This is a genomic window from Thalassolituus sp. (assembly GCF_984348125.1).
This window is the reverse complement of the sequence record NZ_CFHJLR010000002.1, coordinates 219,780-234,583: the sequence shown is the minus strand read 5'-3', so window position 1 is coordinate 234,583 and position 14,804 is coordinate 219,780. Positions and strand designations below refer to the sequence as shown.

The window sequence follows — 14,804 nt, the reverse complement described above, 5'->3', positions numbered from 1 at the left end:
TTCTAAACTTAGGTGGGAAGATAAGAATGGCCGTTATTGTACCGGATTCCGACCGGCATTCTTAGAGCTGACATTCAACTTTTGGAGAATCGGGCCGATAACTTAACTATGAGTATGACTGACAAGCAGGTTCAACAACGGTGAGACGCCTGACGAAGATGTTGCTGGCATGCGGAGCCCTGATGCTTCCGGTGTTCGCTTTGGGGCAGACGATGAAGTTTTCGGGCGGGCCGGAGGATACGCTCTGGATGCTAAGCGGCAATGTTTTTGAGTGTCGCTTTGAACAACCGATACCCGGCTACGGTACGGCTGTTTTCCGGCAACGAGCGGGTGAAGATGTAACCTTTATGCTGGAAACCCGCCGTAACCTGATGTCGACAACGCCTGCACGAGTGAGCATTGCACCGCCACCCTGGCAGCCTTCGACGCGCTCAGAGCCCCTGGGTCTGGTACCGATGCAGAAAGCATCGCCGGTTCTGACATTGGATTTTGGCCGATCGAATCAGTTTATGCATGCCTTGCGTGAGGGACGGATGCCCACCGTCAGTCATGAAACCTACTACGACAGTGGTCGCTTTATTCAGGTGCAGGTATCAGCGGTCGAGTTTGAGAAGGCCTTTCAGGACTATATTCTGTGTTCGTCGCAGCTATTGGATGTGAATTTCGATCAGGTGGAGCGATCGAAGGTTCTGTTCAAAAGCGGACAGGAGGCTCTGGCTCAGGACGATCTGGACAACCTCGACCGCATTATTTACTACATCAAGAATGATCCACGGATCAGTGCTGTGTATCTGGATGGTCATACCGATAACATCGGGCGTCGCTATGATAACCGTCAAATTTCCAAGCGACGTGTCGAAGCTGTAGAGCGCTATTTTTTGGTGAAAGGTATCGCGCCTGAAATTATTACCACGCGTTTTCATGGCAGCCGCTATCCCGTCGCTAACAATGCGACTGCTAAGGGTAGGGCAGAGAACCGCCGCGTCACCATTCGTCTCGAAATGGATAAAGATATGCCGTTGCCGGATGACCTTGTGTTCAAGTTGCCGGAGGACGCCTCGGTACTGCCTTCGATCAATCGCTCGGTCAGTGGGCGTTAGCTTGAACCGGCTTCAGTTCAAATCTGAATAGAACCCGGGCCAACGTCCCCTGAGAGTCGATAACAATGACTTCCTGCTCTCCGGGCTCGGTGAGCTTGATTCTGAATAAGCCGGAATCGTCGGCATCGGAGTGGTACACGCCATTGAGATACAGAGCTTTGTTCCCCATCCCTCCCAGGGTATTCAGTAGCAGTTCCTGAGTCTTTTTAAAGCTGGCGGGCATCAGTGTCTGCCCGTCTTCTATACCAATAATACGAAGCGGCGCAGTAGCTAATGAGGGTGGTTGGCAACTGGAGCGACCTACTGGAAGTTGTTCTGAGCGTCTGAGGTGCGGCGCTATCCAGGGTTCCAGGTTACCGGGCCAGACAGCGAGTGTTCTGGTTTCATATCCGGTTTCGCCATTGAGGTCAGTGCAGTCCATACCTAGCATCTGCCCATGACTGTCCAGCCTGATTGTGAGAATACCCGGAGCGGTGCCATCAGCATCCATATCGCGTAATGTCGGAGGTATCTGATCACGGATCAGAGTCGCGGTATGCGCCCGATGACAGTGGCCCGCCGGCGTTTCGCTGGCCAATTTTCCCGTTGGCCAGCATATGGTTTTGGTTGTCACATCCGCGGGTTGTGGAGGCCAGTCAGGGGAAGGGGCCAGGCGTTGCTGCAGGCGGAATAATAGTGGAAGAGCTGTGACGGCGCCGTATTGACCGGGGCTGGGCGTGCCGTCCGGGCGGCCAAACCAGACGACCATAGTGTATTGGGGCGTGACGCCCACCGCCCATGCATCACGGTAGCCGTAGCTGGTTCCAGTTTTCCAGGCCATCTGGGGGTGGCTACTCATCACTGCAGAACTACGAATGCGTCCCGGGCGAGGCTGGCGCAGCATGTTAAGAGTTACCCAGGAAGCTTCAGGGCTCAGTAGCCAGCGTTTATCCTGATGCGTCGCTTCGGGCTCGGGGGCCTGAGGGTTAATCAGCTTCAGGGGCTGTACCTCTCCGCCGTTTGCCAGACCTGAATACAGGGTCGCTAATTTCCAGGCGCTGAAACCACCACCTCCCAAAGCCAGTGCAAGACTGGGTTTTCCATCACCGGGAACAACATAGGGCGTTCCGGCATTTTCCAGTGATGCTGAGAAAGATGCCGGGCCCAACGCTTCAAGAACCTGTACTGCAGGTAAGTTGAGTGACTGCCGTAGCGCCGTGGTGGCGTCGACGGGCCCGCTGAACGAATGAGCGAAATTCTCTGGTTGATAGCTGCGTAGATGTCGCGGAACGTCCCGCAACAGGCTGGCACTGTGGATCAAACCCTGTTCCATGGCCAATCCATAAATAAAGGGTTTGAGCGTTGAACCGGGAGATCGTGTTGCCTGAATCATATCGACGTGGGCGAAGCGGCTGTTGTCGGTAAAGTCGGCGGAGCCGAGGTAGGCTTTCACGCTGCGTTCATGATTATCGACCAACAGAATTGCCGCGGATTGATGCTCAGGAAAACGCTGAATTTCTTCCGCCAGCAGTGCCTGTAATTCGTGTTGCAGTTCACCGTCCAGCGTTGTCTTGATGACTGCGTCATTGGGGTAATTGTCCACCAGTTGGCGACTTAACAGAGGCGCGAGCTGAGGTGTTGATAAAGGCAGAGCAATGATATTTTCAAGTTGAGCATAATGAAGTTGCTCCTGCGTGATCTGTCCTTGCAAAAAAAGACGCTGGAGAACTTTATCGCGGGCTGCTCTGGCTCGCTGCGGGTGACGATCGGGCCTCAGACGGGAAGGCGCCTGGGGCAGCACCGCCAGCAAGGCGCTCTCAGCCAGACTCAGCTGGTCGGCGGATTTACCAAGGTACATCTGGCTTGCCGCCGCGACCCCTTCAATCACACCGCCCATGGGGGCGTAATTCAGATAAAGTGTGAGAATTTCTTCTTTGCTGTAATGCCACTCCAGCTGTAAAGCTCTGAGCATTTGCTTAAATTTTCCACCGATGCTGCGATCGTGTGGAGACAGTCTTCGTGCGACCTGCATTGTAATCGTTGAACCACCGGAGACGATGCAGTCACACTGAGCATTCTGGATGGCTGCTCTTACCAGAGAGATCGGGTTAATACCCGGGTGATAATAAAACCAGCGATCTTCGTAACTGAGTAAGGTATTCAGATAATCGGGTGATACCTTATCCGGGGAGGTCGGGTAGCGCCACACTCCATTTTTATCGGGAAAGGCTCGTAAGATCTGATTATTTCTGTCGGTCACGACCTGAGTAAAGCCCTCGCCTGACGTTGCCGGGTCGGGTATTGGGAACAGCAGATCAAGAAGTAACGGAACGCCAATAAAAACAGCAAGAAAGAGGGAGACCCTCTTTCTTGCAGATAAATACAAGGCGTTTTTCGCTCTTCTTAACATCCTAGCGCGGCTGAACGACCAGCTCCTCAATGGTGCTGCCAACGGCGCGAACCTCCGGGTCGTACATGTCTTCAAGGAGCGGATTCGGGACTTTGTAAGTGCCCGGTGTCACTGCCCGTGCGATGTAATACATGCGCGCAGGACGCGTACCATAGTAGCGGCTACCACCGGTGCGAAGTGCCGCGACATAGCGGTCATCACGGAACTCTTCGTGAACCACGCCTGCACTCTGTAGGTGCTGACCAATCTTCTCACCATCGATAATAATGTCGGACAGTTTTGTACTGTCGGGCAGGTTCTGGTTTTCGATCTCCAGACCCGCGGGAAGAAGGTCGACCATCAGCAGGTCAGGGCGATACTTTTTCGAGTAAACCAGCAGCTCAACAATAACCATGTCTCCGGTATTCATGGTTAAAGTATTATCCGTACCGATTTTCTCTCCCTCCATGTTCCAGTAATTGCGGGTTACGCTGACATCGCCGGACGATTGTTTTTCCGGAGGCGTGGCCCCGTATCCTTGATAGGTCAGCGCCGCATAGAGATTTTTATCGCCGATATTGGTGAGGCTGAGGTCGGTAGCATCTTTTCCCCGTAATACTAGCCGTGTAGGCTCAGTGCCGGTCAGTGTCTGCTCTTTCCCGGCGCTCAGCAGCATCAGTTCCCACTTCTCGCCAGTGTGCTTCTGTTGTTCATCTGCCAGCTGCACGATGGCAATCTGCTCTTGCGTGCTCAGGTAGCGGCGGCTGCGTATCGCTTCTGCTACTTCGGACGTTAATTTAACAGGGCGGGCCTTATCCAGGTCGTATTTCCAGATCAGTCGGGCCTGTTGAGCTTTGTCGCGCAGTTCTGAGCCGTAATCACCGATGTATGGACGTATCGGCTGTTGTCTTTGAGATTGGTGGTAAAGCTCAGTTGCAAGGCGATTGTCTCCCTGTAGTTTTGCAGCGATTGCCAGATGCAACAGTGCCAGACCACCTGCATTCTCAGGCACGTAGGCCGCGGTCGTCCGGATATCCGCCAGTGACGCTATGTTGTGCTGCGCGAGAATAAAGTGTGCGAAGGCCTGATAGGTAAAGCGGTAAAGGTCGACGTCTTCGGCCCAGAGTTCGCGCAGCTGTGCCTTGTTACGCGAATATTCCCGAAGTCGAATCAATACTTTGCCCAAAACATCGTTATCAACCTGATAGCCCGCAGCCTGCACATCCGTCATAAACTGAGCAACGTAAGCCGCCAGCCAGTGCTGTTCGTCTGCATCTTCACGACGCCACAGACCAAATCCTCCATTTGGTTTCTGCCGTGTAGCGATGCGGGCAAGGCCACTGGCTATGGCATTGGCTCGGGTTAATTCACCGTCTATCGAGTCTTTCAGGCGCATGATCTGTTCGTCGCTTGCATAGAGCCATGGATAGGTTGAGCTGGTGGTTTGTTCGACGCAACCGTATGGGTAACGCAGCAGACGAGCCATGCGCTCTTCAGCATTCAGGTTTTCGGAGCTGCTTGCAGACACCGCGGCAACAATCGAATCACTCAGCCAGCCCGAGGATACGTCAGAGTTCATTGTCAGTAATGCGCCCGTTTCGAGTACATCGTATTCGCGGAAGGTCTGGGCCGGATACGGATATCGACTCTGAAGTCCCCACTCACGATCAATCACTATTTTGCCCTGATGCCAGACCTCTGTACGGAAGACAATGCGCCCGGCACCTGTTGCGGTGAAGGGGAAGAGCAGTGTAGAGCGCTGTTGTTCCTGCAACGAAAGTGTTTGCGTCAGTGCGTCGGCCTGCACCGGCCCCGAGGCTGACAGAGTGACCTCGAAATCGCTGCCTGCACCTGTCATATTCGTGATATCCAGTGCAACGCTGGATGTATCCCCAGCGCCGATAAATCTGGGCAGAGATAACTGTGTTACAACTGGCGCGGCCACCGTCACTTCTTTATCCGAGCTGCCGACTCTGCTCTCATCAAAGGCCAATGCCATCAGGCGAATCTGACCATTGAAGTCGGGCATGGAGACAGGGATAACGGCCTGTCCGTTTTCTACGTTTACCATGCCACTGAACAGGGAGATGATCTGAACCTCTGAACGTGCGAGACCACCACCGCGAGCCAGGTCTGCATCACCACCGTAGCGGATTTCTCCAGTGCGGTTATTGTTCAGGTCGATGAGCTTTCCGTACATGTCCTTTGCATCAACCGAGAAGCGGCGTGGGCCGAAGAAAAACTCGAAAGGCTCGGGTGTTTTAAAGCGGCTGATTGACAGAATGCCGCTATCGACGGCTGCCAGAGTCACCCAGGCGCGGCTCACTGGTTTCTCCGATGATATGTCGAGTGTGACCTGCTCTGTTTTCGCGGGCAGCCATTTCTCTGGTGTCTGAATTTCAATGTTCAGTCGTTCAGATTCTCTGTTGAGCGGCAGGTGAATCAATCCAACCGAGCGTGTAGGGGTGATTCTTTGTTGAGCGTCAGAGGGCTGTAAGTGGATGACTGACACATAGATGTCATGGCGCTGCCAGTCTTTGCTGACTGGAATATCCACCCAGCCGCCTTCTGCAGGAATATCGGCTTCCGTACGGAAGAGTAACTGGTCAGCTTCAATCAGCACCAGCGAGCGGCCGGCTGCGGGTGGTGTGATTTTCAGACGTGCGTTGTCACCGGCATTGTAACTTTCTTTATCGAAAGCGAGGCTGACCTGGTCCGGGCGTGCTGCCTGCTCCTGTGACCGCCAGTACCAGCGATGGCCAGCGTTAAAGTAAACGCGTGTACTCAGATTTGTATTGGTGTCGCGAATTTCGAGAAGGTATTCGCCCCACTGTACAGGTACCTGAACCGTCACCGGACCTTCACTATTGGTGGTTACTGGCAGACTCAGTTCGCGCACATTACGACGCTGCTCTTCGTAATGCCAGCCGCGGTTGTCGTCTCGCTTCCAGCGGGTTTCCAAAGTGATATTTGTCAGCGTCATCTCCAGTGATGTGCTGTCAACCAGTTCACCTTTACTGTTGGTGCTGATCAGTTCAAAGCTGGCGGGGGCGTTGGTGTTCGCTCTGTCTTTAAAAAGCGGGCGAATGCCGACAAGTTGCCCCTCTGGCACGATGCTTACGGTATGAGAGCGGACAACCGGGCGGCCTCCGCTTTCAAAAAGGCTGCCTGTGATTTTGAGGGCCAGTGGCACACGGGCCTCTTTCCAGGTGATTGCAGGGTGCAGTGTCAGCTCGCCCTTATCGCTTAATCTGGTTTCCCGCGCTGGCAGAGACTGAATCCAGTCGTCCTGCTTCGGATCTCCAAAATGGAATTCGGGCCATTGCTGAAATGGATGCGCCGTCGGACGTAAACTGAAATCGGCTTCAAAGTTGTTGCCGGCTGCCGGAGCGCCATACAGGTAGCTGCCGAGCACATCAATTTTTATCGGATCTTGTGTACTGAATACCGCGGATTTCTGATCGGGATTCCACTCCAGTTTCATGCGTTCTGGCATAAAATCTTCGACCTGAAAGTTATACCGGTGGGTGCTGCCATTCGGTTCTGTGACGTTAAAGCTCCACTGGCCCGTCGGGGCGTCGTCGGCCAGTGTCGTAGAAAATTCATAGACACCGGGAACCGTGCTGCGCCAGGTCACTTTATCGCTGCGGGTTCCATCAGGTCGGCGTAGGTAATAGGTCAGAAGACTGTCTGGTTGGGCTTTGCCATCGGCATCACGATAAAGCCCGTTGATGTATACGGTATCACCGCCGCGATAGAGATCTCGCGGGCCGTACATGAATAGTTCGGTGCTACGGTAAGGGCGGGTGCCCGAGTCGAAATCCGACATATCCAGTGAGGCACTGTTGAGGTGCATGAGGGTAACCGCGTCATCGTCACGTGCGATCAGGACGGTGTTGTAAAAATCTTTGCGCGGATGCTCAACGTATCCTTTACTACCGCTCGAAAGCCTGGTCACTTTCGGCTCCTGGCTGCGATAGCCACTCATCACAGTGAGTTCAACGTTGGTTTTGCTGGCTCCTGAGTTGAGGTCTCTGGTGAAGATTCCTATGTTCTTTCTGTATTCGCGAATATGCAGGCCGATATCGCTGACGGTAAACCAGGTGGTCGACAGCTTGGACTTGAATTGACCCGGTATCGTCATGACCGCGAGGTAGACTGCTTGTTGTTTTAGGGCATCAATCGATGCCAGCGGCAGATTCACTTTGCGCAGACGGTTTCTGTCACTCGTCAGAGCGATACGGCCATCGTAAACAAAGTCAGAGAACTCGTTCATATCCTCAAGTCGATAGATGTGCTCAAGGGCGTCAGATGATTTCCAGAGCAGCATCTGTCGCAGGGCTTCATTGTCATTGCGAACCCGGAAGAAACTGACGTTAACTTCGCTGGCGTTCATAACGTTGACAGGAAGACCAACGCTCAGGTCGGTGGTCAGGTAGTGGCCGTCGCTGGCAAACGTGGCTGACGGTGGCGCTGGGGGTAAGGTCACGCTGGCGCTATCTCCCTCCTTCAGGACAGTGCCGTTACGTGCTTTTAGGCCTTTGCTAACCATCACCTTGTAGGTGCGCTCGGGCTCTGGATCCGCGAGGTAAAGGGTCAGGCCGTCATCAGAGAGAATCCAGGCGGGCGTTTCTCCGCTGATGTGTACGTAATTCTGAAAAGGCTGATTGCTGCTCAGCGGCGCTGAAAAGCGAATGCCTACCGTCATTCCACCGTCGTAACTGGTTTCGTTTACTGAGGCGATTGTCAGTGGGATATCAGCGTACATCGCATCGTTGATCGGGGGAGGCGTGCTGGCGCTCTGTGTTTCTTTAACAACAGATGTTTGTGACGGCGCGCTTTCGGTTTTAGTACTTTCTGAACCAGAGCTTGCGCCTTCCTCTGGTTGGCAGCCGGCCTGGAAGGTACTGAATACAGCAAGAGAAAGCAGAAAGGCGGTTGAGCGCGCAAGTGAAGCCTTGCGGTGCGAGCAACGGTGTTTGGCGAACGGCCTGGTAAATATCTTAAGCATCCCTGATCCCTTGTTATTGATCGAGCAGCCGGAAGGAGACTGCTATGACATCGCGATTCTCCGATTGTACTCATAATTCTTTTCAATCGTGAGATTTCTGGAGGCGTTACTTCGGCGGCCTGCTGGCGTTATTGCTCACAATCAGTACAATATGCCCCCTTGAATTTTTGCCCCGGCGCTGTCACCACCCTGTACCAAAGTACGGGCAGACAGGTAGAAGCGTCGTTTATCTCTGGAGAAGCGCATGTCAGACATCAAGAAAGTCGTACTGGCGTATTCCGGTGGTCTCGATACCTCCGTAATCGCTAAGTGGCTGCAAACGGAATACAACTGTGAAGTCGTTACTTTTACCGCTGACCTGGGTCAGGGTGAAGAAGTAGAACCAGCTCGTGCGAAAGCCGAAGCTCTGGGCATCAAAGAAATCTACATCGACGACCTGCGTGAAGAGTTTGCCCGCGACTTCGTTTTCCCGATGTTCCGCGCTAACACCATCTATGAAGGTGAATACCTGCTGGGTACTTCTATTGCACGTCCTCTGATTTCTAAGCGTCTGATCGAGATCGCGAACGAAACAGGTGCTGACGCGATTGCTCACGGTGCGACCGGTAAAGGTAATGACCAGGTACGTTTCGAGCTGGGTGCTTACGCACTGAAGCCAGGCGTTAAAGTGATCGCGCCATGGCGTGAGTGGGATCTGAACTCCCGTGAAAAGCTGATGGCTTACTGTGATGAGCACAACATCCACGTAGAGAAGAAGAAAGGTAAGAAGTCTCCATACTCTATGGATGCCAACCTGCTACACATTTCTTACGAAGGTGATCTGATCGAAGATCCATGGGCAGAGCCAGAAGAAGACATGTGGCTGTGGTCTGTATCCCCTGAGAATGCGCCAGACGAAGCAACTTACCTGAACATCACTTTCAAGAACGGTGACCCGGTGGCTATCGATGGTGTCGACAAGTCTCCTGCGACCATCATGGAAGAGCTGAACAAGCTGGCAGGCGCTAACGGTATTGGCCGTGTCGACATCGTTGAAAACCGCTATGTCGGTATGAAAGCTCGTGGTTGTTACGAGACTCCGGCAGGTACTGTTTTGCTGAAAGCACACCGTGCGATCGAATCTATCACTCTGGACCGTGAAGCGGCTCACCTGAAAGATTCTCTGATGCCTAAGTACGCTGAGTTAATCTACAACGGTTACTGGTGGTCGCCAGAGCGTAAGATGCTGCAGGCTGCCATCGATGAGACTCAGTCCGTTGTAAATGGTGAAGTTCGCCTGAAGCTGTACAAAGGCAATGTGATTGTGGTTGGCCGTAAGTCTGACGACTCACTGTTTGACGAAGCAATCGCTACCTTCGAAGACGATGCAGGTGCGTACGATCAGAAAGACGCGGAAGGCTTTATTAAGCTGAACGCTTTGCGCCTGCGCACGGCTGCTAAGAAAGGTCGCGACCTGCTGTAAGCTTTTTGCAGTAAGAAACGTCCGGAAAAGAGAGGCGCTCATTGAGCGCCTTTTTTGTGTCTGTCAATCAGTGATCCGCGACCATATTCATAAACCATGAAGTCACCAGTTCAACCCGGTACGGACGTTGATCTGACTTTAACGATGAAATATAGATATCGTTGAGCAGAGGTTCGCTGTTTGCCTGCTCAAAAACGACCAGTCTCCCATCGTCGATGTGCTGCTGGACCCCATCGGGTATCTTCAGATCCGGCTGTGGGTGGCTGTATGGCAAGACATACAGGGAATTCGCTGGGAGTGGTTGATGCCGTCATGGGCAGATTCCTTTCTATTCGTTGACGGAAACTTACTGGTACAAACCAGATCTCAGGCATATATTGAAATCAGTCTTTTGAGTATTTAGGAGGTTGTATGCACTTTTCGCTAGTACCAGCGTTGCTGCTACTTCTGAATATCTCTCTTCCCGTTTCCGCTCTACCTTCCATAGATGGTGCTAAGAACTCCGGCATAGCGGATGCCGGCTCTGCTGCCCTGGTTGTAGAAAACCTCGCTGAAGCGCTGCTGAGCGCATGTGATAACGGCGCAGATGACGACGAAAAGTCCTCACTTTCAAGCCGCAAGCTATCGGGTGTTATCCTGCCTTCACAGGACGTTCCTTATGTTGTCTCTACGGCAGTTCATTCTCTTGGCCAGTATTCCTTCATACGGGCTCCTCCTTCGCTCTGATTCTTCAGACTATTCAATCAAATATTCAAGAATCAGTACGGCACGATAAGTTGCGGTGCCAGGAGATCGTATTATGAAAAAATTGACCCTATATCCTGTCCAGAAAATTGATGAGTTGGTTCAGCCTGCAGATTTTAAAGAGAAAACTCTGCTTAGCCCGGCGATGGATTTCTTTACTGATTTCCGGGAGATTGAGCCTATGGTTATTGAGGGACATGTTTCTGCACCTGAAGCTCGTAGCCTGATGATCCGGACACACGTCAGGTTGAAGATTGTGGTTGATGCCACCGGGCATTTTGTGGGTGTGGTCTCAGCAGTCGATCTGTCGGAGCAAAATATTATTGCTGAAGCTGCGGCTTCAGGCGTTCCCCGTGATGAAGTGCAGGTCAGTGATCTGATGACCAGAAAACAGGATCTGCTGGCGCTGAATATTCATGAGGTCAGTTCATCAACGATCGGTGACGTGATTGACTTTCTGCAGGACAATTATCAGCAACACTGCCTGGTGATTGATGAGGATACACATCAGATTCGGGGTGTTTTTTCGGCCAGCGATATTTCTCGTAAGCTGAGGTTGCCGGTGAATATTCAGGAACAGTCGAGCTTCAGTAAGGTCTTCTCTGCCGTATCCTGACCGGATTCTATCCGGGCAAAGCAAACTGCCGTGTGCTCTAGCGCCGGCAGTTTCTTCGTTGGTAGGTATTTATTCTGATGTAGCGAAGGGCAGGCGAGCCGTCTTTTTAGGTTGGGTCGGAAAGCCCAGGTATTCTCTCAGAACATCGTCGAATTTATTCCAGTAATAGGCTTCGTCGCCAACCGGAACCAACCAGGCCGCGACGGCTCGGCGGTATGAGCGGCTATTGACGATATCTGGCAGGGCTTTATTTATGGCCTGAATGGCTTTTTTACCCTGTTCAGAATTCGTGCAACCTACCGCGCCCAGAATAAAATTGCCGCGGGTTTCACTGATAGGTAAGAAGCGGAGCTGCCCTGCTTGTTCAGCCGAGTCTACATGGTGATTAAGAACAAACTCGTAATCGATGATGAAATCAAAGCGGCCCTCATTCAGCATAGTGAGAATTCCACGGGTTTCTGTAGATCCCGCGCGAGCATTAATTTCAATATTGTGTCGGTAGCGCCGCAGCATCCTGTCGAGCTTTTCTCCGTAAGTACGGCCGCTGATGTGCCCCATACTGGTCTTCTGCTCGCTGATTATCGATTCCAGCGATACGCTGCCATCTTCATGAACGGTTAAGCTCTCAGCGAATGCGTTGGTGGTGATGATACCGTGGGGGAGGTACATGGCATTGGGCACTGAGAGCAGGTAGTCATCGCTCAGTGGTGCCTCATGGATCATGGTCGCGAAGCATAGTGGATCGTAAGGCTTCCAGCTCGATGACAACCGACTCAGCGGCACATGAAGAGTGTCATGTCGGTAATGATCCAAAGCACCTTCAATCTGAGTTTGCAATTGATCACCAAAGCCTTGCTGGCCATCTGATCTGATGATGTAGAAAGGGGGCGCGTCGTTTTTTACCCAATTCAGATTCTCGGGGGCTGATTCTTCAGCATGAACGACAAAACAAAACATCCATATCAGCACGGTAACCGTGCATTTGACTAGGTGTTGCGACAACTTCCGTCTCATAGACCCCACTCACCAGACTTCTGCATCCTTTCAACTGAGGGTATGCCGGTTCACAAACCAGGTCAATCCTCACTGATGCACGGCACATTTGCACATTGGCAGTCATGATTGTGTCCGGTAACCTGAGACGCTTTCCTGATTCAAAACCAGAAGTTGCTAGTAATAGAAGTCGCTAAAAATAATACCGCTAACAATAATATAGGGGATGACTGTGTCTAAAGAGTGGGCTTTCTGCGGCATCGCAGAACTTCAGGCAGCGCTGGCTGCTGGAGAGGTTACCAGCCGAGGGTTGGTAGAATACTTCCGTGATCGCATTGAAAAGCTGAACCCAGCACTGAACGCCGTCGTGGCAACGAACTTTGATGATGCATTATCTCGTGCCGATGCTGCCGATGAAGCGAGAGCAAAAGGCGAGTCATGGGGCCCTTTGCATGGTATCCCAATGACGATCAAAGATACCTTCGAAGTTGTCGGTATGCCTTGTACTGCGGGTTCCCGCTCTCTAGCCAAACATATACCAGCGGAAAATGCGTTTACCGTACAGCGCCTTGTCGACGCCGGTGCCATTCCTTTCGGTAAAACCAATGTGCCTTTGTTTGCAGGTGATCTGCAGAGCTTCAACAAGGTCTACGGCACCACAAACAACCCCCATGACACCAGTCGCACACCGGGCGGCTCATCCGGCGGTGCAGCGGCTGCGCTTGCTGCAGGACTTACCCCGATTGAACTGGGGTCTGATCTTGCGGGCTCTATCCGCACACCATCGCATTTCTGTGGAACCTACGGTCACAAGCCAACACATGGCATCATCGCCAGCCGCGGTCATATTCCTGGCCCACCAGGGATGCTTCTTGAACCAGACCTGTCGACCCCAGGGCCGATGACGCGTCATGCTGATGACCTGGATGTCATGCTCGATATTCTGGCAGCACCTGGTCCATTAATGGGTAATTCATGGTCACTGACACTGCCCGAGGCGCCTGAGAAAGACCTGAGTGGCTATAAGGTGCTGTTATGGACTCAGGATTCATTGAGCCCGATTGATGATGAGTTGCAGGCGGCCTACACAGCGTTGGCTGCACACCTGAAGTCTCAAGGTGTAGACGTTACCACAGGAGCGCCAGAAGGGATGTCGCTGGAGACCTTTGTCCCGACCTATATGAACCTGCTCGGTTCGGTGCTCAGTGGAACCCTGAAGCCTGCTCAACGCCGGGTGACGGCGGTGATTGGTAAGCTCGCCGGCAAGTTCGGTGCGAAGCTTAAACTCAGTGCTCATATCGATAAACTGCTGAAAGGGATGACACAGGTTCATGCTGACTGGCTGCAACAGCACGAGACGCGTCTGCGAATTGCGCAGAAAGCCGATAAGTTATTTGATCAGTACGATGTGATACTGACTCCTGTGGTTCATGTGCCTGCGTTCAAGCATCAACCAAGGCCTGCAATGCACAAGCGCAAACTCCACGTAAACGGTATGCCTGGCCCTTACACGGATATCTTTATGTGGATTGCTCCGGCAACATTAATGGGGTTACCCGCAACCAGCGCACCTGTGGGCTCAACAAAGAACGGCCTGCCGGTGAACGTGCAGATCCTTGGCCGCAAATATCATGATAAAACGACGATTAAATTTGCGTCTCTGTTAGAGAAATCATTCCGCGGTTTTGTTAAACCAGAAGGGTACTGACTTCTGTCTCAAGTGAACTCTGTGAGGGTACATGCTCGAACTGATACCTGACGGCCTGACCCTGACAGAGGCCCTGATACTTTTTGCTGCGTCATTCCTTGGCTCCTTTATAACGGCGGCTTTGGGAGTGGGTGGGGGCGCCTTTCTGATTACCGTGATGGCAAGCATCGTGCCGCCCATAGCTCTGGTGCCAGTGCACGGTGTGGTGCAACTGGGATCAAATGCGTCGCGCGCGTTCCTTTCCCGCCAGTACCTTGATCGCCCACGTCTGTTCTGGTTTGTCGCGGGCGCCATTATCGCTGTCGCCGGTGGTGTCTGGCTGGTCGGGCGCCTCGATGCCCAATTGATTCCTCTGTTTATCGCTTTGTTTGTTCTCTGGATTACCTGGCTACCGATGCCAAAAATTGGCCTTGGCCGAACCCGTGTGGGTTTAGCGATCGGGGGCTTTATTACGACATTGGCGAGCTTTCTCGTCGGTGCCTCCGGCCCACTTGTCTCGGCCTGGCTGAGCAAAGATGCCCACAATAAGTGGCATTACACTGCGCTTTTCTCAACCGCAATGAGCATTCAGCATCTGCTTAAAATCATCGTATTCGGCGCTATCGGCTTCGCATTCTCTGCCTGGATTCCGGTCATGGCGGGCATGATTGTTTTAGGTTATCTGGGGACAAAGTCAGGGCTTAAACTGCTCGGCAAACTGCCCGAAGCGCGTTTCAGACTGCTGTACCGCTGGTTTCTTAGTTTGCTGGCTGTGCGCTTGTTAGTTGCGTGGTGGTTGTCGCTTTCAGTAAGCTGACCTGAC

Annotated in this window: 10 protein-coding genes; 6 read left to right on the top strand and 4 right to left on the bottom strand. The window is 52.7% G+C overall.

From position 1 onward, the window contains the following. Nucleotides 1–140 precede the first annotated feature (140 nt). Entirely contained in the window at nt 141–1,100 is a 960-nt protein-coding gene (locus AC5E51_RS02535) for a flagellar protein MotY (RefSeq protein WP_301389032.1), read from the top strand. On the opposite strand, the gene pbpC is transcribed toward AC5E51_RS02535, so the two are convergent. Next, nucleotides 1,087–3,465, bottom strand: coding sequence for a penicillin-binding protein 1C (pbpC, locus tag AC5E51_RS02530; protein ID WP_491778056.1), 2,379 nt, complete (start codon nt 3,463–3,465; stop codon nt 1,087–1,089). The genes AC5E51_RS02535 and pbpC overlap by 14 nt on opposite strands. Before the next feature lie 25 nt (nt 3,466–3,490). Then, a complete protein-coding gene (locus tag AC5E51_RS02525) occupies nt 3,491–8,479 on the bottom strand; it encodes an alpha-2-macroglobulin family protein (protein ID WP_491778055.1) in 4,989 nt (1,662 codons plus the stop codon). A gap of 232 nt (nt 8,480–8,711) precedes the next feature. Here AC5E51_RS02525 and AC5E51_RS02520 point away from each other — a divergent pair, with 232 nt between their 5' ends. Then, the gene (locus AC5E51_RS02520) at nt 8,712–9,941 is read left to right on the top strand and encodes an argininosuccinate synthase (RefSeq protein WP_273088144.1); all 1,230 of its coding nucleotides are present in this window, start codon (nt 8,712–8,714) and stop codon (nt 9,939–9,941) included. Between the two features lie 67 nt (nt 9,942–10,008). Here the strand turns inward: AC5E51_RS02520 and AC5E51_RS02515 are convergent, their stop codons facing one another. Beyond that, nucleotides 10,009–10,215, bottom strand: a complete 207-nt coding sequence (locus tag AC5E51_RS02515; RefSeq protein WP_491778054.1) for a hypothetical protein — start codon at nt 10,213–10,215, stop codon at nt 10,009–10,011. Nucleotides 10,216–10,352: 137 nt separating this feature from the next. Between AC5E51_RS02515 and AC5E51_RS02510 the strand changes: the two genes are divergently transcribed. Beyond that, nucleotides 10,353–10,667, top strand: coding sequence for a hypothetical protein (locus AC5E51_RS02510; RefSeq protein WP_488046074.1), 315 nt, complete (start codon nt 10,353–10,355; stop codon nt 10,665–10,667). A gap of 73 nt (nt 10,668–10,740) precedes the next feature. After that, complete coding sequence (locus AC5E51_RS02505) at nt 10,741–11,301, top strand: CBS domain-containing protein (RefSeq protein ID WP_301377573.1); 561 nt, start codon at nt 10,741–10,743, stop codon at nt 11,299–11,301. 69 nt (nt 11,302–11,370) lie between these two features. Here the strand turns inward: AC5E51_RS02505 and AC5E51_RS02500 are convergent, their stop codons facing one another. Then, a complete protein-coding gene (locus AC5E51_RS02500; protein WP_301392227.1) occupies nt 11,371–12,315 on the bottom strand; it encodes a hypothetical protein in 945 nt (314 codons plus the stop codon). 205 nt (nt 12,316–12,520) lie between these two features. Between AC5E51_RS02500 and AC5E51_RS02495 the strand changes: the two genes are divergently transcribed. Beyond that, on the top strand, nt 12,521–14,002 hold the full coding sequence (locus AC5E51_RS02495) for an amidase (protein ID WP_491778053.1): 1,482 nt from the start codon (nt 12,521–12,523) through the stop codon (nt 14,000–14,002). A 31-nt stretch (nt 14,003–14,033) separates the two neighbouring features. Next, a complete protein-coding gene (locus tag AC5E51_RS02490) occupies nt 14,034–14,798 on the top strand; it encodes a sulfite exporter TauE/SafE family protein (RefSeq protein ID WP_301389024.1) in 765 nt (254 codons plus the stop codon). The last annotated feature ends 6 nt before the right edge of the window (nt 14,799–14,804 follow it).